Source organism: Mucilaginibacter kameinonensis, from assembly GCF_003675385.1.
GTDB lineage: Bacteria > Bacteroidota > Bacteroidia > Sphingobacteriales > Sphingobacteriaceae > Mucilaginibacter > Mucilaginibacter kameinonensis.
The window spans coordinates 1,065,756-1,090,167 of record NZ_RCWZ01000004.1 but is presented as its reverse complement, the minus strand read 5'-3'; the positions used below and the strand labels follow the sequence as shown (position 1 = coordinate 1,090,167).

Below are 24,412 nucleotides of genomic sequence, written 5' to 3'. Positions count from 1 at the left end.
TAAATTTAACCATACCGGGTCAGGCACGGAGTTCAACCTAAATTAATTAAAAACTTAATGATTAAACGCATCACACTATCACGACTTTTAATTGTCATTCTTACATGTTTTTATTCGGCTGCCGGGGCGCAAAGCAATGAGGTATCGCTCAATAGTTCGGCCAGTCAGCAATGGAAGGTAAAGCCCCAGGCCGACATAACCGATGCTTCAAAAATTAAAGATGCCGGTTATAATACCGAAAGCTGGGTTACCGCCATTGTGCCCGGCACCACATTTGCCTCATATGTGACCGCCGGTTTAGAGAAAGACCCAAACTTTGGCGATAATATTTATAAGGTTGATAAAGCAAAATATGACCGCAGTTTTTGGTACCGTACCGAGTTTAGCATACCGGCAAATTATACTAAAAAAACTACCTGGCTCAATTTTCGGGGCGTTAACCGTAAAGCCGATATCTACCTTAACGGCACGTTGTTGGGTACGCTTGATGGTTTTATGCAGCGTGGTCATTTTGATATCACCGCGTTAATAAATCGTAATGGTAAAAATGTGCTTACCGCTTTGGTTTATATACCAAAACAACCATTGGCCAATGTGGGCAGCCCCAATTATGTGTCAAGTGCCGGCTGGGACTGGATGCCATATGTGCCGGGACTTAACTCGGGCATTACAGATAATGTTTACCTGAGCAATACCGGCGATGTCACCATTAAAAATCCTTGGATTCGCGCTAACCTACCTACAAATGCCCGTGCCGACCTGTCAATTGCGCTTGAGGTTAAAAATAATACTTCAAGCTCACAGGCGGCTATTATAAAAGGCGTGATAACACCCGGTAATATCGAGTTCCAGAAAAAGGTTTATGTTGATGCCAATGGCACTACTGATGTTAAGCTCAACAAACGCGATTTTGAACAGCTGATGATCAACAGCCCTAAACTTTGGTGGCCAAATGGCTATGGTGAACCTAATCTGTATAACTGCAAGCTGAGTGTTAGCATTGGCGATGAAGTATCGGATGTACAGAATATCAAATTTGGTATTAAGCGGTATAGCTATGATACCATAGGCCATGTACTGCATTTAGCTATCAATGGCACCAAGGTATTTATAAAGGGCGGTGACTGGGGCATGAGCGAATACATGCTGCGTTGCCGTGGTGCAGAGTATGATTATAAAGTGAAGCTGCATAAGGAGATGAACTTTAACATGATCCGTAACTGGATTGGGTCAACAACTGATGAAGAATTTTATGAAGCCTGTGATAAATACGGCATCATGGTTTGGGACGACTTCTGGCTCAACGCCAATCCTAACCTCCCTGCCGATATTACTACATTTAATGCTAACGCCATTGAAAAAATTAAGCGTTTCAGAAACCACCCCTCAATTGCCGTTTGGTGTGCCGATAACGAGGGCTGGCCTGAGCAACCTTTAAGCGCATGGCTTAAAGAAGACCTTTCAACTTTTGATGGCGGTGACCGCTGGTATCAGCCCAACTCACATGCCGAAAACCTTACTGGCAGTGGCCCTTGGGATGCTAAAGACCCGCGTTATTATTTCACCGCTTATCCAACCGGTTTAGGAGGCAACAAAGGCTGGGGTTTACGTACCGAACTGGGCACAGCCGTGTTTGTGAATTTTGAAAGCTTCAAAAAATTTATGCCGAAAGAAAACTGGTGGCCGCGCAATGAGATGTGGGACCAGCACTTTTTTGGTCCGCGGGCATTTAATGCCGGGCCTGATACCTACGAAGCAAGCATCGCCAATGGTTATGGCGCACCAAAAGGCATCGAGGATTTTTGCCGCAAAGCCCAGTTTGTAAGTTTGGAAAGCAATAAAGCCATGTATGAAGGCTGGCAGGATGCCATGGGCGAAGATGCATCGGGTATCATGACCTGGATGAGCCAGTCGGCATACCCATCAATGGTATGGCAAACTTATGATTATTACTATGATCTTACCGGCGCGTACTGGGGTGTAAAAAAGGCTTGTGAGCCGGTGCATATCCAATGGAACCCGGTAACCAATGCCATCAAAGTAATCAACACAACCCGTAAAGATGTTGATGGTTTAACCGCCAGCGCCGATGTTTATAACCTGGATGGTACCCTTGTAAAGCAGTACAGCCAGTCAAAAACAATTGATGCTCCGGCCAATAGCTCGGGTGCGGCTTTTGATCTGAAATTTAACCAGTATAAGGCCGATCTTGCTAAAAACAAAAAAGTGGTGAGCTCATCATCAACTAACGGCGATGCATCAGCAATAAATGACGGTAACCCTGGTACACGCTGGGCAAGCCGTTACAGCGATGGTGAGTGGGTTTACATTGATCTGGGGAAGGAAGAGGTAGTTAATGGTGTTGGCCTGAGCTGGGAAGATGCCTATGCGAAAGCTTTCAAAATCCAGGTATCAACCGATGCCAGCCACTGGCATGATGTTTATGGCACCGATGATGGCAGGCAGGGCGAGCAAAAGATCATGTTTCCGGAAGTAACCGCGCGTTATGTAAAAATGCAGGGCGTTGAACGTGCTACCTACTGGGGCTATTCGCTTTACAATTTTGAAGTTTACCAGGGCGATGTAGCCAGCGAAGGTCTTTCGGATGTGCACTTTATCAAGTTAAAACTTAGCGATAATGCGGGTAAACCGGTGTCTGATAATTTTTACTGGAGAGGTAACAAACGTAAAGATTATACAGCTTTGAACACCTTGCCAAAGGTTGATTTGAAAACCGGTTATAAAACTGTTAAAGCCGATGGTAAATATTACATCACGGCCCAGGTAACTAATCCTGCATCATCAAAGGCTGTAGCTTTTGGCATCAGGGTGCAGGCAATAAGGACATCTAACGGCGAACAAATTTTGCCGGCTATTATGAGCGATAATTATTTCATGTTGTTGAAAGGCGAAACCAAAACAGTTAAAATTGAATTTGATGCTGCCGCTTTGGGTAACGATGGTATAAAGCTGATAGCCGAACCTTATAATAATACCAAATAACCGGAGTGCCGTTTAGCCTGTTGAAGAATGGAAATTGCAGCGAAAGGAAAGAAGGTAAAGGGCCACGCACTGGTGGTGTTGCCTGCGCATATCAAACAACAGGTTGCCGATAACCCCATGAACAGGAATATGTTATTAACCGCCGCAGGGTATTTCCCCCGGGCGGTTAATAATTCCCCTGGGCGAAGATCGGGCAGTAATGATTATACATTGATCTATTGCACGGAGGGCACCGGAACAATTAACCTTAAAGACAAGGAATATGAATTGCGGTCGAATGATTTTATAATCATTCCTCCCAAAACGCCATACCGGTATGAAAGTTCGGCTGCCGATCCCTGGAGTATATATTGGGTAAATTTTAAAGGGGAACTGGCGGCCGGACTTTATAACCGCTCACTTTTAAACGGGCGGCAAATGGTTCATTGGGTACCTTATGATGAAAATCGCATCAAGGTTTTTGACGAGATCTGCCGCATCTCCGAAAAAGGATATGATCAGCGGGAGATAGAGAAAATGAATTTTTACTTATTGCATTTCATTACTTCGCTGGTTTATCATGAAAAAAAGGAACAAATTGAGCGCGATGCGGATGCCATCAGCAAATCCATCGTCTTCATGAGAAACAACATCGGTCAAAAATATGAGGTAAAAGAACTGGCTGCCCAGCAGGGTTTGCCGCCAGCCTATTATTCGGCGCGGTTTAAAAAGGAGACGGGCATGTCGCCCATAAAATATTTTAATAAGCTTAAGATCCAGAAGGCGGCCGGGTACCTGAGTTTTGACAATCGTAATATCAAAAGCATTTGCGCCGACCTGGGCTTTGACGATCAATATTATTTTTCGAGGTTATTTACCCAGATAAACGGCCTATCACCATCAAAATACAGGCAGAAGTTTCGTAAACATAACGATATTGCCTAACCGTATAAACCATATGATAAGAACCCTGCTGACAGGAATAACTGTTTTGTTTTTAACGCTGACCAGCGCTAATAATCAACTTCATGCACAACAAAGGCACCCCGGTGCCTGGGGCGATCAGCTCAACGGAACCTATAAAAATCCCATTATTAACGCCGACTACTCCGACCCAGATGTAATTAGGGTTGGAGGTAGTTTCTACATGGTCTGTTCCGATTTTCACTTTATGGGGATGCCTGTACTCCAGTCGGCCGATCTGGTGAACTGGAGAATTATAGGGCAAGTGTACAACAGGTTAGATCTTGACCCAAAGTACAACACTATGGAAAAATATGGCGCAGGCAGTTGGGCGCCATCGCTTCGTTATCATAACGGTAAGTTTTATGTTTATTTCTGTACACCTGATGAAGGACTTTATATGAGCTCCGCTGCCAATCCGACAGGCAAATGGAGCCCGCTTACAGAAGTAAAACGAACAGGCGGCTGGGAAGATCCATGCCCGTTTTGGGATACCGACGGGCAGGCTTACCTGGGGCATAGCCGTTTAGGGGCGGGCCCTATCATTATACATAAAATGAGTGCCGATGGCAAACACCTGCTTGATTCGGGTAAAACCGTTTATGAGGGCCCGGTTGCCGAGGGAACCAAGATTTATAAGCGTAACGGATATTACTATATCATTATTCCTGAGGGAGGGGTAGGTACTGGCTACGAAACTGCATTACGCAGTAAAAGCATTTATGGTCCTTACGAACGGAAGATTGTTTTAGAGCAGGGGAAAACCAATATCAATGGCCCGCACCAAGGTGGAATAGTTGAACTGGATAATGGTGAGGCATGGTTTATCCATTTTCAGGATGCAGGCGCTATCGGCCGCGTTTGCCACCTTGAACCCGTAAAATGGCAAAACGACTGGCCGTTTATAGGTATTGATAACGACGGCAATGGTATCGGGGAACCGGTAAGTACGTATCCTAAACCGAAGGTTAACAAGTTTCCTGTCAAAACTGGTTTACAGACTTCTGATCAGTTTAATAAAACAACGCTGGGTCTGCAATGGCAATGGAACCATAATCCGGTAAATGATAAGTGGTCGCTGAAAACTCATAAAGGATACTTAACACTTACGGCTATGCAGGCCAGTAATAATAAATACGCCAGGAACACCATAAACCAAAAGCTTATGGGCCGAAACGGAATGATAACCACGGCATTAAATGCCGACCAGATGACGCCGGGGCAAAAAGCCGGTTTATGCTTGCTGGGCAATTACATTCATGAAATAGGTTTGATTAAAACAGATACCGGTTTAAATGTTTATGCCGATAATAATGGTAAGTTCCAACAGGGAATTACCATTGGGCAGAAGACAGTTTTTCTTCGCCTGGTTATCAATCTTGATCATATCACGGTAATGCAATATAGCTTGGATGGTAAAATATTTACCCAGTTAGGCGAGGCGTGCACACTATCAAATTATAACTATTGGAAAGCGGTTAGGCCGGGGCTGTTTTCGTACAATACTAAACAACCTGGCGGTACGGCTTTATTTGATTGGTTTAATTATTTGCGTGACGGACCGGACGGCGGATTATAAAAACAAGAAAATTAAAGAGTTTAAGACATTTACTTGGATAATAGGAATTTTCTACAAACTGCTTACATCGATAGTTTTTAACACTTAAACCCTTGATTTATTGATAATGTTAAAATAGTTTTTTCATTGAAATTATATTGCATATTTGTAACCAGGTTTTGGAGCAGTTCCCGCTGTTGACGATACCGGTAACCAATTAGAGCGCGAATCTCCGGAACGGGGCAAATGTCAAAGTACAGTACATATACAGATCAGGAATTAACAGGATTGCTGCAGGCAGATGATCATGATGCCTTTACCGAAATTTACCAGCGGTACTGGAAAAAGATGCTCGGCATTGCCTGGAACCACTGTAAAGATACTGCCGGTGCTAAAGACCTTGTACATGAGGTTTTTTTATCATTATGGGAGCGTCGTGGTACTGTTGAAATACAAAGTGTCGCTGCCTTTTTAGCCACCGCGGTAAAGTTTAGCGTTTTCAAACACTACCAACAGGAAAAGCGCCGCGCCGACCTCGCCAAAGAAAACTACGAGTTTACAGATATAACCCATGACGAGCACAAACTCGACGCGCTTTTTCTACAGGAGTATATCAACGGTATCGTTGAGGAAATGCCCGAAAAATGCCGCCTCGTATTCCGCTACAGCCGTGATATGGGTTTAAAAAACAACGAGATTGCCGAAAGGATAGAGATCAGCGAAAAAGGTGTTGAGGCCAACCTTACCCGCGCCCTTAAAATTATCCGTGGCGAACTGAAAAACTATGGCTGGAGCATAGTTGTGGCTTTGCACACCATCATTTCGCTTTTAAAATAGCATCCCTTAAGATCGCTCATTATTGCGATTTCACAACGCTTTTAGCTAATCCAGTTAATTTTCAAAAAAATTAAAAATCCATATAGGGTATGGTGCTTTTTAATGTACTCACATATATAAGCACCAAAACCAATTGGACCAGGAACGTATTTACATTTTAATTAAAAAGTATCGGGAAAATACTGCTACGGCAGCCGAGCGTGATGAACTGCTGAAATGGTATCGCGAAAACGCGTACCAGGACGCCGAGTTTCCCGAAAATGAAGAGGCGGTAGGTGAGGCCATGCTTGCACGGCTCAACCGTGAAACCAAACCGGTTAAAACCAAAGTGCATTACTTTAAATGGGTTGCGGCGGCATCAGTAGTGCTGATATTAGGTATTGCCGGTGTGTTTGTTTCTAAAATTACCGGTAACAAGGCAGCTACTCAGCAATTGACTAAAAATGATATTCCGCCTGGTGGTAATAAGGCTATCCTTACCCTGGCCAACGGAAAAAAGATTTCTCTTACTGATGCCGGCAATGGGCAAATAGCCAATCAAAACGGAATCAAGGTAACAAAGGCAGCAAATGGTCAGTTGGTGTATACCATTATTGACCGTTCTGAAAACTTACCGGGTGCGGCAGGCAGCAACCAAATTAACACATCTGATTTTAATACCATCGAAACGCCAAAAGGCGGCCAGTACCAGGTGGTTTTGCCCGATGGTTCAAAGGTTTGGCTTAATGCTTATACTTCACTAAAATTCCCTGTAAGTTTTAATAGCCAGAAAGAGCGCCGCGTTGAACTGAGTGGCGAAGCTTATTTTGAAGTTACGCACAACAAGGAGCTGCCATTCCGTGTGGTAACCAACCGCCAAACAGTAGAGGTATTGGGTACTCACTTTGATGTTAACGCGTATGCTGACGATGCGGTTACCAAAACAACTTTATTACAGGGATCGGTACGTGTTACCACTGCCAGCAGTAAAGTTATATTGATTCCCGGTCAGCAGGCTAAACTAACCAACACCTTTGATGTAAGCGAGGCCAATACCACCGAAGCCATAGCCTGGAAAAACGGCTATTTCAATTTTGATGATGAAAAGCTGGAAAACATTATGCGCAGCGTATCGCGCTGGTACAATGTAGATGTAGTTTTTGAAGATCAAAGCCTGAAAAAGGAAACCTTTGGCGCCGTAACCACCCGCTTTGCCAATATCACAACCCTACTAAAAATGATGGAGCAAACTGGCGATGCCAGGTTTAGCATTCAGGGCAATACCATAACCGTAAGCAAAAGAAAATAACCATCCCAATAAACCAATTTAAACTAAACAGAAGAGTATGAGAAAAACCAATACCTACCCATAGCTTATAGCAGATCAGCGGTTTATAAAAAGCAGAACAGAGGCACTTCCGATGCCCCTGCTCCAATCAGCTTTTAAAGCCTGAATGTAATTGTCGTAACATTTCAACTTAAAACAGCCTTTAACAAATGTATAAAATTTTTACTACAAACATTTGTACGCCTTCGTGCTACCCTAAGAAATTTCTGCTCATCATGAAGATAACGACGTTTATACTCTTCCTGGCATTCATGCAGGCAAGTGCAGCGGTTTTTTCACAAAAAATCACTTATAAACAGAATGATGCAACGCTTAAACAGATATTCAATGAAATAAATAAACAAACCGGCTACAATCTGTTCTGGTCGGCAAAGAGCATAAAAAACGTGCCTCCGCTGGATGTTAATTTTCAAAACACCCCGTTGGAAGAGGTGCTGAAGATCAGCCTCAAAAACTCAGCTTTAACCTATACTATCGATGGTAAATCGGTCATTATCAAGGAAGCCGCCGGAGCTAATAACAGTCAAACCGAAAACATAGCTGATATTACTGTAACGGGTACTGTGCGCGATGCAAAAGGCGTAACGCTCCCCGGCGTAAGCATTACCGTGGTGAATGACGCCAAGCGCGGTACGGTGTCCGATAATAATGGCAAGTTTATCCTCGATGTAAAAAGCGGCTCGGTGATCCGGGTGTCGTTTATTGGCTTTGTTACGCAAACCTTTACTGTAACTTCCGACAATAAGCTGTTTAATGTTGTTTTGGTTGAGGATGTGAGGCAGGCCGAAGAGGTAGTTATTACCGCTTACGGCAAAAAGGAGCGTAAGGAAGCCATTGTTGGTTCGGTTACTACCATTAAACCTGCCGAACTGAAGATTCCTGCGAGCAATTTAACCACGGCGCTGGCCGGCCAGGCGGCGGGGATCATCGCCTTTCAGGGTACAGGACAACCGGGTCAGGATAATGCCCAGTTCTTTATAAGGGGGGTAACCACCTTTGGTTATAAGGTTGACCCGCTGATCCTGATCGACAACATCGAGCTTACCACCAATGACCTTGCCCGTTTACAGGTTGACGACATCGCCAGCTTTTCAATTCTGAAAGACGCAAGCGCTACCGCTCTTTACGGTGCACGTGGTGCCAACGGTGTAATTTTGGTGGCTACCAAGCAAGGTAAAATAGGTAAACCGCAGATCAGTTTCCGTGCGGAAAACTCGGTATCGCAAAATACGCAATCGCTTAAAATTGCTGATCCTATCACTTATATGAAGCTCTACAATGAGGCTACTTTATCGCGCGATCCGTATCAGCCAACGCCATTTGATCCTGACAAGATCATCAACACACAAAATACTTTGGCTAAAGGCCCGGGCTATAACCCTTATGTATATCCTGCTGTAGACTGGTTGGGTTTGTTGTTGAAAAAACGCACATCAACCCAAAGGGGTAACCTGAGCGTTAGCGGCGGTACGCCGTTTGCCCGTTACTACGTTGCTGGTTCATACAATGTTGACCATGGTAACCTGGCCGAAGACGCTGCCAATAACAATAGCAACAACATTAAATTTACCAATTACCAGTTACGCTCAAACGTAAACCTTAATCTTACCAAAACTACTGAGGCCATTTTGCGTTTTTCGGGTACTTTCAGCGATTATAATGGTCCGCTTACTACTGATGGTTCATTTAATTCTGACGTTTATAAAATAGCCTTGCACACCAGCCCGGTGTTGTTCCCGGCCTATTTCCCGGCCGATTCGGCAAACCGCGACACCAAGCACATTTTGTTTGGTGCTCCGGCAGATCCGGGTGTGCCATATAACAACCCTTACGCTTTGTTGCTCAGGGGGCACAAAACTTCGTCCGAGTCGCGGGTACTGGCACAGATTGAGTTAAACCAGGGTTTGAACTTTATTACCAATGGCCTTAATTTTCATGGTATTTTCAGTGCAAACCGGTATTCATATTTTGATACCAACCTGGCTTATAAGCCTTTTTACTACAATGTGGGCAGTTATGACAAAACCAGTAACACCTACTCCTTAACCTGGCTAAACCAAAAGCCCGGTGATGCCATTGAATACCTGGAGTACTTTCCCGGAACGCCAACAATCAGTAACCAGGTTTATCTGCAGGGCAACTTTGATTATGCCCGCCAATTTGGCGATCATAACGTTTCGGCAACAATGGTGTTAACCCGTCAGCAAACGGTTTATTCAAATGCCATCAACCCGGTAACTCACCAACCCGATTTGCAATATGCCTTGCCGCACCGTAACCTTGGTTTGGCGGGTCGTGCCGGTTATAACTATAAAAGCAAATACTTTTTGGAGTTTAACTTCGGCTACAACGGCTCTGAAAGGTTCTCAACCGAGCACCGTTATGGCTTTTTTCCAACCATTGGCGGCGGCTGGCTGGTATCCGGCGAAAAATTCTTTGAGCCGCTGCTTGATATTTTTACCAGGGTAAAAGTACGCGGCAGCTATGGTTTGGTAGGTAACGATGCCATCAGCGACAGGCGTTTCTTTTACGCATCAAACGTAAACCTTAATGGCGGTGCTTATGCAGCCTTTGGTACAAACGCAGGTTACGCGCATAACGGTGCCACAATCCTTAATTACTCTGATCCTAACGTAACCTGGGAAACTTCAAAACAGGCAAACCTTGCACTGGAAATGACCCTGTTCAAGAACCTGAATATAACCGCCGAATTTTATAATTATAACAGGTACAATATCCTGCAAAAACGCTCATATATTCCAAGTACTTCAGGGCTTGAGGCCGATATTTATGCCAACTTAGGAAAGGCAAATTCAAAAGGTATCGATCTTTCTTTTGATTATAAGCAAACTATCAACAGCTCATGGATAGTATCAGGCCGTGGTAACTTTACGCTGGCAACCGATAAATATACTTATTACGAAGAGCCTAATTACCCCGAAGCTTATCGCCATTTTGTAGGTCAGCCAATTCGTATCGGATACGGCTACATTGCCGACAGGTTATTTGTTGACGATGCTGAAGCCGCCGCGTCGCCTACGCAAATCTTTTCAACTACCGGCAAAGCGCCAAGAGGCGGGGATATCAAATACCGCGACCTAAACGGCGATGGTATTATTGATAACCGGGATCAAACCTTTATAGGCTATCCGCAGGTTCCGGAAATTGTTTACGGTTACGGTGTATCCGCACAATACAAAAACTTTGACCTTTCGGCATTTTTCCAGGGGCAGGCAAGGGTTTCATTTTTTGTTGACCCCAACCAGGTTAGCCCCTTTGTGCAAAGTACCGAGGACTACATTTACGGTAATACCCAGCTGCTGCAACAATTTGCAGATAGCCACTGGAGCGAGGAGCACCAGGACCTGTATGCCACTTATCCTCGTTTGGGAACAACCCGTAACATCATCGAAAACAATTTACAGCCAAGTACCTGGTGGTTGCGCAACGGCGCGTTTATGCGGCTTAAATCGGCCGAGTTTGGGTATACCTTACCAACGTCGGTTTCAAAGCGGCTTGGCCTGCGCAGTTTGAGGTTGTATGTTAACGGCCTTAACCTCATTACCTGGAGCTCATTTAAACTCTGGGATCCGGAGCTGGGCAGTTACGGGTTTAACTATCCTATCCAGAAGGTGTATAACATTGGTTTGAATGTTAATTTATAAGGAGATGAAGAGTATCATGAAATTTAACTATAAACATATTGGCTTATTACTTTTAATGGTATTAAGCGACTCATGCAAAAAATACCTTGACGTTGTTCCGCCTGATGTGGGCACAATTGACTATGCTTTCAGGAGTAAAAACGAAGCTGAAAACTATCTTTTTACCTGTTATTCATCTGTTCAGCAATTGAATGACCTGAACAGGAGTGCCGGTTTTACCACCTCCGGCGAGATCATTTTTCCGCTTAACCTGGCTAACAATCCTTTGGATATCACCGGGTACACATTGATCACCGGCACGCAAAATGTTGGCGAACCGGGTTTAAACTTCTGGGATGGCAGGGCTAACGGCACAGCCATGTTTGTGGCCATAAGACGATGCAATACCATGCTCGAAAACATCAATAAACCGGCCGATTTAACTGCGGTTGAGAAAAAACGATGGATTGCCGAGACTAAATTCCTGAAGGCTTATTATCATTATTACCTGATGCGGATGTATGGGCCAATCCCAATCATTGATGCCAATTTGCCTGTTGAGGCTTCAACTGCGGAGGTGAAAGTTAAACGCCAGCCGGTTGATGATGTGGTTAACTATATTGTTGGTTTGCTTGACCAGGCTATTCCGGATCTGCCTCCAACTATTGACAATCCGGCTAAAGAACTGGGCAGGATAACCCAGCCCGCTGCCGCCGCCATTAAAGCCGAGGTGTTGATGACAGCTGCAAGCCCTTTATTTAACGGCAATCCTGATTATGCCAATTTTAAAGATAAAAGCGGCAAAAACCTTTTCCCAACATCATTTGATGCTACCAAATGGCAAAAAGCGGCCGCTGCTTGTAAAACTGCCATTGATTATTGTGAGGCAGCTGGCTTGCATTTAAATACCAATTTTGTGCCTGCGCCAGGTGTTTCAAATTTGCCCGATTCATTAAAAAGGGTGTTAACCTGCCAAAACGCGCTAACGCAAAAATGGGATACAAATCCTGAGTTGATTTGGTCGCTAAGTAATATCTGGCACGGGCAGGAGTATTGCATACCCCGGTTAACCCAAAAGGCCAATCAAAACGATAACCAGAACCCGGCTTACTACGCGGTGCCTATTTCAACTACCGAGTTGTTTTATACCAATAAAGGTGTACCTATTGATGAAGATAAAAGCTGGGATTATGCCGACCGTAACCAATTGCGTACCGGTGATGCCGCGAACTTTTTCTACATAAAGCAGGGCTACCAAACCGTTAAAGCTCATTTTGATCGCGAGCCGCGCTTTTACGGCAGTATAGGTTTTGATGGAGGAATCTGGTTTGGTGATGGGATCCTGGACGCGAAAATTGCGCACTATGTACCTGCTCGTGGTGTTACCTCGCTTGCCGGTCCTAAAACACTGCAAAAATCAAATATAACCGGTTACTGGCCTAAAAAGCTGGCCAACTACCTTACCGTATATGATGATGGCTTTAACTGGACAGATTTTTCAATGCCGGTTATGCGCATGGCGGGTTTATACCTGTTGTATGCCGAGGCATTGAATGAAGTAAATGGCCCTACTGCCGAAGCTATATCTTATGTGGATAGGATCAGGGCGCGTGCCGGTTTGGATGGCGTTGTTAATTCATGGGCAGCTTATTCAAAAAATCCATCGAAACCAACAACTAAAGAGGGTTTAAGATCTATCATTCACCAGGAGCGCCGCATTGAGCTTTGTTTTGAAGGCCAGAGCGGCTGGGACCTTCGCCGCTGGAAGGAGTTACAGGGCGTATTAAGCACCCCGTTAACAGGTTGGAGTATTTATGAAGAACAAGCCATTAACTATTACCGTGCCCGCAATGTGGAGATTCCGGTATTTAACACCAGGGATTACCTGTGGCCTATCTGGAATAATTCAATCGTGGTGAACGATAACCTTGTTCAAAACCCTTACTGGTAGGATTTAACTGGTTTTTAATTAGATAAATAATTAACGAAGAGATATTATGAGCTATAATCATATAAAGCCTGTACACTTTTTATGTGTGCTGGCGCTTTTAACAACATGTTTATTTTCATGTTCAAAAAGCGATAACTATAAACTTCCTGAAAGTACCGATAAAACGAAACCCGGCGTTGTAACCAACGTTAAAGTGCGCAATTTTAATGGTGGCGCTGTTTTAACCTATACTTTACCATCGTCACAAAACCTGCTTTATATAGTTGCCGATTATAATATTAACGGCACCACCACAAGGCAAACCAAATCCAGCTATTTTTTGGATACAATTAGGGTGGATGGCTTTCAAAGCACTAAGGATTACACGGTTACCCTGCATGCGGTAACAAGAGCTAATGTGGAGTCGGACCCGGTTACGGTCACCGTTCATCCGGATACGCCTTACTACCAGCTCATCCGGAAAAACCTTAACATAGCGGCCGATTTTGGCGGGATCCATTTATCAACGATTAATAAAGACAAAAGGCCAATCGGCATAAATGTGATCACTATTGATCCGGCCGATAATAAATTCAACATTAAAGACAGGCACTTTACCAGCACCGATACCATAAGCTACGCGGTAAGGGGATTTAGTACTACGCCTGCAAAATTTGGTGCCTTCGTAACCGATCAGTTCGGTAATGCTTCTGATACTTTATTGGTTACCCTAACGCCTTTATATGAAGAATTGCTTGATAAAAGCAAGTTTTTCCAATACCTCACACCAAGCGATGCCTACATAGGCTATGGCGGTATCCTGCCATATTTATGGGATGGCTTTACCAAGGAAGTTGGCGGTGCCGCGCCTTGGCAAACTACTATTGGCCCGGTGCAAAAACTGGTACAGGGCACATTTGGCGTAGGCAGGAGCTATAAGCTGAGCCACTTTGTGATGTGGCCGAGAGGGTATGGCTATGCAAATCCTAAAGTATTCAGCATTTGGGGATCAAATAAAGATAACCCTGCCGATGCTGTTACGCCAGGTGGCAAACCGGCAGGTACCGTCAGTGGCGATTGGACAGTGTTAGGTACCTTCCGTTTCCCTGATCCACCATCGGGCCTGCCGCAAGGGCAAACCAACTCCGCCGACCAGGCCTTTGTTGAAGCCGGTGTAAACTTTGATGTGCCGTTTAATAGCCCGCCTGCAAAATATCTGCGGGTTGTGGTAAGCGAAACCTGGTTTGGGTTAGACTATACCTACATTGAAGAAATGTCTTTTTACGGAATCCCTCAATAATTTTTAAGCGACAAACAAATGAAGATCAACATAAAAAATATAACATGGCTGCTGTTACTACTGGCCGTGTGGGGCTGCTCAAAAAAGAACGAAAATTATAAGGAGCTGATAAAGGGCGGCGAGATCTATTACCCCGGTGTAATTGCCAATGCCAATTACAGGGCAGGTAAACTGCGTACTCAACTTGTATGGAACCCAAGTCCGGATCCTAAAATTGTTAAATACAAAGTTTACTGGAACAACAAGCAGGATTCGTTAATTGTAAATGCTACGAGCCATGATCCGCTTGATACCGTAAAGGTGATTGTATCAAACCTTACAGAAGGCACCTATAACTTCAGCATAAATTCTGTTGATAGTGACGGGCATATCTCTATTTCAAAAACCATTAACGGGGTTAGGGTTTACGGCGCTATTTACGCCGGAGGTATCTTTAATCGTGGTTACAACGCAGATAATCCCTTTACGGTTGATATCGCCACGGGGGTAGTTAAATTAAATTTCAACCAGATTACGCTTGATTCGGTAACCGTAAACACTAAAACGGTGATCACCTACATTGATAATGCTGGTAAAACGCAAACCACACTGCTCAAGCCCGCCGATTCGATAGTAACTATTAATGATTTTAAGTTTGGTACCGATGTTACTTATCAGTCAAGCTACCTGCCTTTCAGAGGCGCTATTGATACTTTTACCGTTGCCGCTCCTACGCTTTTTCCGAGGGTTAGGCGTATCGGCGATATCACGTCATTGTATATCAAAAATGCAGGCTATCCTTTTCAACGGGGCGATAATGGCACTAACAAATGGGGCACGCCAAAGGATTGGCAGTACAACAACAATGTGTTGAACCAGGATGGTGGTAAAGGCGGCGGCTGGTCATGGGATAATAACGGCTGTATCCATTTTGAATCAAAAGACTGGGGTGGTGATGGCGTAAATAATGGTAAGGTTTATCAAACCGTTACCTTACCTGCTGGCACCTACGCGCTTGATATTGAAACTGCCGGATATGGAGGTACCCTTACTGCCAACGAAATAGTTGCCGTTGGTAACAGTTTGCCGGATATCACTAATCTGGGTAGCCCGTTGGCTATTTATAAAGGCGATCAGAATAATATTGGCGGTACACATACGCTTAACTTCACCCTTTCGTTAACAACTACGGTTACTATTGGTTGGGTGGTTAATACACAGTCATATACGTACCTGCAGTTTAAGGGCGTTAAGCTGAGAAGTTTATGATCCGATTTATCAATTATTGCCTTGCGTTCTGCTTTTAAGTATACACACAGGGTACTATAAAAACGAAAAAGGCCGCACACTATGCGGCCTTTTTTTATTCCCATCCAGATCCCCTCGCACTACCGAAAACTTTAACAGTTATTTTGTTGTTTTATACTCTGATGGTGGGCAACCATATTTTGCCTTGAATGCCGTTGAGAAATAATTCGGGCTCGAAAAACCCACCTTGTAAGTAACCTCGGCAATGCTCAGGTTTTCGTTAATGAGTAAATAGCTTGCTTTTTTTAACCGGCGGTTCAGGATATATTCATTTACAGTACAGCCCAACAGTGCTTTTATTTTGCGGTATAGCTGGATCCTGGAAATGCCGATAAGTTTGCAAATATCCTCAACGCTGAAGTTTTCATTTGCGAGGTTCTTTTCAACGATGCCCGCAAAATCATTAATGAATTTTTTATCCAGTGTTTTAGCCGCTGTCAGCTTTTCGGGGCCAGTTATATCGCTCGAATAATGATCCCTCAATATTTTCCGGTTTTTCAACAAGTTTTGTACACCAGCCAACAGGTAATCAAAATTGAATGGTTTGGATATATAAAGATCGGCGAGGGAGTGCATGCCCGAAATTTTTTGCTCGTCGCTGCTCTGCGCCGTAAGCAGTATAACCGGTATGTGCGAGGTGCGGAGATCGGTTTTTAAACGCTGCACAATTTCCTTGCCCGAATATCCCGGTAGCACCACGTCCGAAATAATAATATCGGGCACTTTTTCATAAGCCTGCGTGAATGCCTGGTTGCCATCGGCAGCAGTAAATACCTCAAAATGATCGCTGAACTTTTGATGCAGGTATTGCAGCAGATCGGGATTATCTTCAACAAGCAGAATTGATATTTCCTTTGGTTCGGTACTCAGGTCTATCTCCAGGTCGGTTTGCAGGTTGTCGATATCTGCCTGGTATGCTTTTGATTGCTCGTCCATATCCGGCCATATTTCCCTGCTTTCCGTTTTTTCGTTATCGTTTAAATGAGCATCGCCCAATGGCAGGGTTATTTTAAAGGTGGTGCCTTCCCATTTTTTTGTTACAACCTCGATGCTACCATGGTGCAGCAGGATAATTTCTTTTGACAGCGATAAACCGATACCCGATCCAACACGCGGTGCGTTGTCGGCCTGGTAAAACTGATCGAATATGAGCGCGGCGTCTTCTTCGGAAATACCAACGCCATTGTCCTGGATATCTATATAAACAAAATCCTTATCTCTGCGGATGTAAACTTTTACCGCTCCTTCGCCCGATATAAACTTAATGGCGTTGGAGAAAAGGTTAAAGAAAACCTTATCAAGCATATTCACATCAAACCATACAGGGATGTTTTTTTCTGTAGGTACCAGGTAAAACTGGATCTTTAATTTTTTAGCATGGAACCTGAAGCTCTCAATAATATCACGTACGTAGGCAACAATGTTGTTTTCTGATGCTTTGATCGTGTTTTTATCTACCTCAATTTTCCGGTAATCAATTAATTGGTTAACCAGCTTCAATAGCCTGAACGCGTTTTGATTAACCATTTTTAAGCCGTTACCCGCTACGTCGCTGAGCCTTTCATCTTTCAGCATATCATTAAGCGGGGAGAGCATCAGCGTTAAGGGTGTACGGAACTCATGCGTAACGTTGGTGAAAAAGTTAAGCCGGGCCTCGGTTGCAGCCTGTGCCCTGGCCGACATTTCGATCAGCTGATTACGCTGTAATTGGATCTCATTATTTTTAGCTTCAAGGCTTTTATTGATCTTCCTGTTCTCCATGAGGGAGTAGAATGCCAGTCCGCCCAAAACAATAGCCATCACCAGTAAAATAACAATGATGTTGAGTACCACCTGCTGGCTTTTATACACTAACTGCTGCTCTTTAAGCAGGCTTTGCTGCTGAATGATGTCATTTTGCTGGCTGTTTATTTTATTAACCTGCATTTTCATCAGCTGCACATTGGTTGAGTCGATAACCAGCGACTGCAATATATTTTCGCGCAGGAAAGGTTCTTTGTTGAGTATTTTAAAGGCAGTTACAATGGCTTCTTTTCCGCTTGTTGGGTAAACTAAACTGGCGTTAATTAATTTATTATCAACCATCTCCATGCCGCCACCAATGCCGGGTAGGGCATCAACGCCAATTACAGTAACCGGCTTTACAGATTTTATAGTGTTAAGCACAGTACGTGAACCCAAAGCCATGTTATCATTATGGGCGAATATGGCGTTTACATCGCTTAGCTGATCTTTGATTTTTAATAGCTGTTTTTCGGCATTTGCCTTGAGCCAATCGCCGTAAATTTTGGTTTTTACATGGATATTCGGGAACTGTTTAACACCGTCCATAAAACCCCGGTCTCTTTCAATCGCAGGTGATGAGCCCGGCAACCCCATAACCTCAACCAGGTTAAGATTGCCTTTGTGTGTAGTTCCTAAATAATGCCCTGCCAGTTTGCCCAGTTCATAATTATCGGCTCCTATATAGGCTGTATATAATGATGATGAAGTTTTTCTGTCGATAATAATTACCGGGATATTGTTTTGGTAAGCCTCGTCAACAATAGGGGTAAGTGGTTGTGCCTCGTTGGGTGATATGATGAGCAGGTCTATTTTATCCTGAAGCATTTTTGATACCTGGCTTACCTGCGTTTTGCTGTCGCCATGGGCATCTGCGTAAATGAAATTTACACCGGGATGCAATGATAGCTCGGTCTTCATTTCGTTGAGCATGGTTTTACGCCACAGGTCAAGCCCGGTACATTGCGAAAAGCCAATGGTGTAGGTTTGGTTTTTAGGCGCCTTGTTACAGCCCAGGTTGCTTATAGCTACCAGGAACAAACACAATAACAAGCCCGATAAATGAACAAGGCGGTTTTGTTGATACATGTTAACGAAATAAAGGTTTACATAGGTAATAATTGGTTGGAATGGCTTCCGGCATCAAAATTAGGGATAATGTATTCAACCCAACAAATGTTGTACTGACATTTTTACGAAAGGGCAATGCCGCTTATGGTACAATAACGAAGAATTGATGATACAGAATTGGAAGTACCCGGTAATTTAATCCGATGTTTCTTAATAAGTGCTTGATTATTAGTTGCATAAATTAAATAACGATTTCAAACGTTTTTGATACTATTTCGCTATCGCTGCCAGGCGGTACGGCAATATTTTGCGGCCAGTTAAACCAATTATAATAAACAACTATTTATGAATAAACATTCCGTCCTGGCGTGGTCCATGGTCGTAGCCCTTGGCGGCTTCTTGTTTGGCTTTGATACGGCTGTAATTTCCGGGGCCGAAAAATCAATCCAGCAGTTCTGGCATCTTTCTGTTTTTGAGCATGGGCTTACCATTTCAATAGCCTTAATAGGCACCGTTATTGGCTCTTTGCTGGGCGCACGCCCTTCAGATATTTTCGGGCGGAAAAATACCTTGTACTTTGTGGCTGCGGCTTATCTCTTATCATCCTTAGGTACCGCGCTGGCCGATAACTGGTATGTTTTCTTGGTTTTCAGGTTATTGGGTGGCCTTGGCGTAGGGGTATCATCAGTAACCGCGCCTATTTACATTTCCGAAGTTTCACCCGCTGATCGTCGCGGCCGTTTGGTTGGCCTGTTTCAATTCAATGTGGTATTAGGTATCCTCATCTCGTATTTATCTAATTACCTGCTCAGCCAGGGCGGGGATGCCTCATGGCGATGGATGCTGGGCGTACAGACAATTCCTTCATTGTTGTTTATTGTGCTGATCTATTTTATACCGGAAAGTCCGCGCTGGCTTATCCTCAAAAAAGGGGAAACTACCAGGGCTTTGGAGATTTTGCGCATCATTAACCCGCTTGATTGTGAGCAGGAACTTGCAGCCATCCAGGCCTCTAATCTGCATGACGGTGCCACCGACACCAGTCTTTTTTCGGGGCAATACAAAACACCTGTTATACTGGCGGTATTGTTTGCATTTTTTAACCAGGTTTCGGGCATCAATGCCATCATTTATTATGCGCCGCGCATTTTTGAAATGGCAGGCCTCGGCGCGCATTCATCATTGCTTTCAACCGTGGGGATAGGGATGGTGAATTTTATATTCACCTTGCTGGGCATCAATATTATTGATAAGGTTGGCCGCCGAACCCTGATGCTGGTTGGCTCATTCGGCCTTATCATATCCCTCTTCTTAGTAGCCTTAACGTTTTACTCCGGGCATTTCAACGGTTTCGCCATCCCTATGTACATGATGGTGTTCATCGCTTTCTTCGCTTTTTCGCAAGGGGCCGTGATTTGGGTATTTATATCCGAGATTTTTCCTAACCAGGTTAGGGCCAAGGGACAAACGCTCGGCAGCTCAACCCATTGGATCATGGCTGCAATCATCGCGTTTTGTTTCCCTTACCTGGCCGAGTCGCTTGGCGGCGCTGTTACCTTCTCCTTTTTCTGCATCATGATGGTATGCCAGCTGGTTTTTGTGTGGCGGTTTATGCCCGAAACCAAAGGCCGCTCACTGGAGCAGATTGAAACTAATATGGTTATGCATTAATCTTCAAAGCCATGAATGAAGTTCAAGACAATCATCACGCCATTTGCTACGGAGAAATACTTTGGGATGTACTGCCCGATGGCCCTCAGCCCGGCGGAGCGCCGCTTAACGTGGCTTATCATTTAAACAAACTGGGTGTAAGTACCGGTATTATCAGTAAAGTAGGTGAGGATATCAACGGATATCAGCTTATAAAGCTGCTGGAAAAGTGGGGGGTAGGCCAAAGCTTGCTTCAGTACGATAGTGAATATGACACCAGTGAGGTTCGGGTGATCCTGAATGAGGAGAATGATGCCTCGTACGAAATATTATACCCCGTTGCCTGGGATTTTATTAATAAAGATGATAAGACAGCCAATGAAGTTAACGAAGCCTCTTTCCTGGTGTACGGAAGTTTATCGTCCCGCAATAAAACCTCGCGCGATACCCTATCTGAGTTGTTGGAAACCGGGGCAACCAGGGTGCTGGATATTAACATGCGCGAACCTTATGTAAAAAAGGAGATATTGAAAGAACTGCTGCACAAGGCCGATATCGTAAAATTCAACCTTTCGGAACTAAAGCGCTGCAATACACTTTTCGGAAGCCAATTTTCCGAGGAGCACGATCAGATCATGTTTTTGCGGGAAACTTTTAACATACCCGAAGTAGTTGTCACCAAGGGCGAAGCCGGTGCTTCCTATTATTCAAGATCGGGTTATTATCATGGTTCTTGCCCTCCTGTTAGGGTGGTAGATACCATTGGTAGCGGCGATGCTTTTTTAGCCGCATTCATTGCCGGTTTACACTATCATTACAGCCCGCAGGAAGTGATCGATAACGCTGCCGCCATGGGCGCATTTGTAGCCACAAGGAAAGGAGGTTGCCCCGAATACCAGATTACCGATTTCTTACAATTCAAAAGCCAATAAATTTTTAACCAAAATAAATCTATAATGAGAAAACTATTACTAACCTGCTGTATCATGCTTATGATAGCAATAAGCAGCTACGCACAGGTCCGGACAATTTCCGGCACTGTGACCGACAAAGCCTCCGTTCCGCTGGAGGCAGTTACCGTAACGGTAGAAGGCGGTAAATCATCAACCCTAACGGATGCCAAGGGTAAATTCAGCGTTCAGGCTTCCGTAGGTCAAACCCTTAAATTCTCGTACGTTGGCAGCAAAGCCATAACTGTTGTTGTTAAAAATACCGAGAATTTGAGCGTAGTGCTTGACCTTGGGGCTAACGATCTTAACGAGGTGGTGGTTACCGGCTATACCGCCGAGCGAAAGAAAGACCTCACCGGCGCTGTAACCGTAGTAAAAATGGCCGATATCCAGAACATCCCGGCAGGCAACCCCATCAAAGCCTTGCAGGGCAGGGTACCGGGGCTAACTGTTACACAAGATGGTTCGCCAAATGGCTCTGTAACCGTAAGGATGCGTGGGCAAACCACGCTCAACATCAGCAGCGACCCTTTATATGTGATTGACGGAATCCCGACGCAGCGTGGCCTGCAGGAGATTAACCAGAACGACGTAGAGTCTATCCAGGTTTTGAAGGATGCATCGGCAGCAAGTATCTACGGTTCAAGGGCTGCTGCGGGCGTAGTTATTGTAACTACCAAAAAAGGCAAGAACGGAACCAAAAGGATAGATGTTGATGCTTCTACCTCAATTCAATATTACAACAGCAAGATCTCGGTTTTAAATACCGAGCAACATGGTCGTGCGTACTGGCAGGCTGTAGTGAATGACGATTTGTTTGGCCCGGCCTCGGCAAATCCTTATGATCCGTCAACAACCAACGGCGTTTATAAATACGATTGGAACAAGGACTATAAAAATCCGGTTTTAAATAAAGTAATTATCCCCGAGTTTGTAGATGCTGCCAAAACCATGCGGTCGGCAAATACAAGCTGGTTTGATGAAATTTCGCAGCCATCAGTTTTACAACAGTACAATATAGCTGCATCTAATGGCGGGCCAAATGGTACCTCTTTCCTTTCTTTAGGTTATTTTGATAACCAGGGGATCATCAAAAAAACAAGGAGCCAAAAGGTAACGGCCCGTGCCAATGTTGATTATAACTTCTTTAACGGTCGTTTAAAGATTGGTGAAAACCTGAACGCCACATACTTTAAAGATGCCATACTGCCAACAGGCGATATTACCAATCTTTCTATCATCGAAAACCCGATAATCCCGGTGCATACCATTAATGGTGGCTGGGGTGGTCCGGTGGCAGGTATGGATGACCGGCAAAACCCCGTAAGGCTTATTTATGATAACCAACAAAACCATAACAACTTTGGCAGGATCCTGAGCAGTACCTATATCGACCTGAATATTTTGCCTGGTTTGAACTTTAAAACAAGCTTTGATGTGGATTATGCCGGTAGTTATTATAGAACCCTGCTGAAGCCATACCAGTCGGGCTTTTTATCAAGCACCATTGCGCAGGTTAATACCGATTTTGACTACAGCGGTTCGCTCACCTGGCAAAATATATTAACCTATGATGTTACCCTGCACAACAAGCATAAGATCAATGCCTTGTTAGGTGCCGAAAGTATCAATAACCACAACCAGGGCTTTAACGCCAGCGCACAGGGTTTGGCAGTTGCCGATATTGATTACGCTTATCTTACCCAGGGTACTTCAAGCATCCTGGCAAATGGTAGCGGAAATGCTGATGCGCTGCAATCATATTTTGCTAAAGTAAATTATACCTACAACGATAAATACCTGTTGTCGGGTACTATCAGGAGGGATGGTTCAAGTAAGTTTGGTGCCAATAACAGATATGCTTACTTCCCTGCTGCATCGGCAGGCTGGCGCATTAGCCAGGAGAAGTTTATGAAAGCTATACCTGCCATATCTGATTTAAAACTGCGCTACAGCTGGGGACAAACCGGTAACCAAAGTATCCCGGCATATGCAACTTATTCCCTGTTCCAATCAATCTACGCTACAGACCTTACCTGGAACCCAAGTGCAGGCAGCGCCTATGACATTGACGGCCGCGGAACAGGCACCCTGCCATCGGGCTTTACGGCTACCCAAACCGGTAACCCCGATCTGAAATGGGAAACCACCACGCAATCAAACTTTGGTATTGATTTCGGTTTGTTCGGCAGCGCCATCACCGGTTCATTGGATTACTATATCAAAAACACCAAGAACATTTTACTGAACCCACCATATTTAGGTGTTGTAGGTGAGGGTGGAAACGAGTGGATCAACGGTGCTTCACTTCAAAATAAAGGTATCGAAGCCATCATATCTTACAGCAAGCAAATCAATAATGACCTTTCGATAGCTTTAACTGGCAACATAGCGCATAATGCACTCAAAATTACTTACCTGCCTAATAATGCTATTATTGGTTACCCCGGCAACGGCACAACCAACACTATCATTGGCCGTACACCGCACTCTTTTTATGGTTGGGTAGCCGAGGGCTTATTTACAACACAGGCCGAGGTTGATAATTCACCCGAGCAGCCGGGCAAAGGTTTGGGGCGTATCCGTTATGCGGATCTGGATGGCAACGGCGTAGTTGATAACAACGACCAGAAATACATCGGCACATCTGACCCTGATTTTGTTTACGGCTTAAATACCACCATCAACTATAAAAACTTCGACTTGTCGTTCTTCTTCCAGGGGGTAAAAGGTGGTGTGGTATCTAACAGCTATAAAAGCTTAACAGATTTTACTTCGCTTGCGCCGGGTGCCAACTGGGGTACCAGGGTACTTGACGCGTGGACACCCCAAAACCCAACTTCAACTATTCCTGCTTTGTCAATGGCCGGTGCCAATAACGAGGGGCGTTCATCAACGTACTTCCTGGAGTCGGGCAGCTACCTTAAGCTCAGGAATGTACAATTGGGTTACGATCTCAAAAACGCGCTTAAGAAATTGAAGCTGTCACGAGCAAAAATTTATGTACAGGCTTCAAACCTGCTTAGGTTCAAAAGCTCATCGTATACAGCGCCCGATCCGGAAAATCCCGGTAATGCTTACCCAATTCCGGTTGTTACCACCATCGGCATCAATTTATCATACTAATCATT

13 protein-coding genes are annotated in these 24,412 nt (G+C 44.4%); 12 read left to right on the top strand and 1 reads right to left on the bottom strand.

The window, feature by feature from the left end:
* Positions 1 to 57 precede the first annotated feature (57 nt).
* The 9 genes from EAH55_RS22820 to EAH55_RS22780 all read left to right on the top strand — a co-directional run bounded on the left by EAH55_RS22820 (position 58) and on the right by EAH55_RS22780 (position 15,789).
* Positions 58 to 3,003 (top strand): discoidin domain-containing protein, encoded by a 2,946-nt coding sequence (locus tag EAH55_RS22820; RefSeq protein WP_121811673.1) that lies wholly within the window; start codon positions 58 to 60, stop codon positions 3,001 to 3,003.
* A 27-nt stretch (positions 3,004 to 3,030) separates the two neighbouring features.
* Positions 3,031 to 3,927, top strand: a complete 897-nt coding sequence (locus tag EAH55_RS22815; protein WP_121811672.1) for an AraC family transcriptional regulator — start codon at positions 3,031 to 3,033, stop codon at positions 3,925 to 3,927.
* A 13-nt stretch (positions 3,928 to 3,940) separates the two neighbouring features.
* Entirely contained in the window at positions 3,941 to 5,524 is a 1,584-nt protein-coding gene (locus EAH55_RS22810; RefSeq protein WP_121811671.1) for a glycoside hydrolase family 43 protein, read from the top strand.
* 225 nt (positions 5,525 to 5,749) lie between these two features.
* Positions 5,750 to 6,340, top strand: coding sequence for an RNA polymerase sigma-70 factor (locus tag EAH55_RS22805; protein WP_114939122.1), 591 nt, complete (start codon positions 5,750 to 5,752; stop codon positions 6,338 to 6,340).
* 133 nt (positions 6,341 to 6,473) lie between these two features.
* Positions 6,474 to 7,628 (top strand): FecR family protein, encoded by a 1,155-nt coding sequence (locus EAH55_RS22800; RefSeq protein ID WP_121811670.1) that lies wholly within the window; start codon positions 6,474 to 6,476, stop codon positions 7,626 to 7,628.
* A 188-nt stretch (positions 7,629 to 7,816) separates the two neighbouring features.
* Positions 7,817 to 11,332, top strand: a complete 3,516-nt coding sequence (locus EAH55_RS22795; protein WP_244228309.1) for a TonB-dependent receptor — start codon at positions 7,817 to 7,819, stop codon at positions 11,330 to 11,332.
* A gap of 16 nt (positions 11,333 to 11,348) precedes the next feature.
* Positions 11,349 to 13,262: a RagB/SusD family nutrient uptake outer membrane protein gene (locus EAH55_RS22790; protein ID WP_121811761.1), complete on the top strand. Its 1,914-nt coding sequence runs from the start codon at positions 11,349 to 11,351 to the stop codon at positions 13,260 to 13,262.
* Positions 13,263 to 13,308: 46 nt separating this feature from the next.
* Complete coding sequence (locus EAH55_RS22785; protein WP_121811669.1) at positions 13,309 to 14,541, top strand: DUF4959 domain-containing protein; 1,233 nt, start codon at positions 13,309 to 13,311, stop codon at positions 14,539 to 14,541.
* Between the two features lie 18 nt (positions 14,542 to 14,559).
* Positions 14,560 to 15,789 carry a DUF4998 domain-containing protein gene (locus tag EAH55_RS22780; RefSeq protein ID WP_121811668.1) on the top strand — a complete coding sequence of 410 codons (1,230 nt, stop codon included), beginning with the start codon at positions 14,560 to 14,562 and terminating at the stop codon, positions 15,787 to 15,789.
* Between the two features lie 138 nt (positions 15,790 to 15,927).
* Here EAH55_RS22780 and EAH55_RS22775 read toward each other — a convergent pair whose 3' ends face one another.
* On the bottom strand, positions 15,928 to 18,699 hold the full coding sequence (locus tag EAH55_RS22775) for a substrate-binding domain-containing protein (protein ID WP_121811667.1): 2,772 nt from the start codon (positions 18,697 to 18,699) through the stop codon (positions 15,928 to 15,930).
* A 327-nt stretch (positions 18,700 to 19,026) separates the two neighbouring features.
* Here EAH55_RS22775 and EAH55_RS22770 point away from each other — a divergent pair, with 327 nt between their 5' ends.
* From EAH55_RS22770 to EAH55_RS22760, 3 genes are read left to right on the top strand one after another with little or no spacing between them, the layout of a single operon-like run.
* Positions 19,027 to 20,352 carry a sugar porter family MFS transporter gene (locus EAH55_RS22770; RefSeq protein ID WP_121811666.1) on the top strand — a complete coding sequence of 442 codons (1,326 nt, stop codon included), beginning with the start codon at positions 19,027 to 19,029 and terminating at the stop codon, positions 20,350 to 20,352.
* An 11-nt stretch (positions 20,353 to 20,363) separates the two neighbouring features.
* A complete protein-coding gene (locus EAH55_RS22765; protein ID WP_121811665.1) occupies positions 20,364 to 21,263 on the top strand; it encodes a carbohydrate kinase family protein in 900 nt (299 codons plus the stop codon).
* A 24-nt stretch (positions 21,264 to 21,287) separates the two neighbouring features.
* Entirely contained in the window at positions 21,288 to 24,407 is a 3,120-nt protein-coding gene (locus EAH55_RS22760; protein WP_121811664.1) for a SusC/RagA family TonB-linked outer membrane protein, read from the top strand.
* Positions 24,408 to 24,412: the final 5 nt, after the last annotated feature.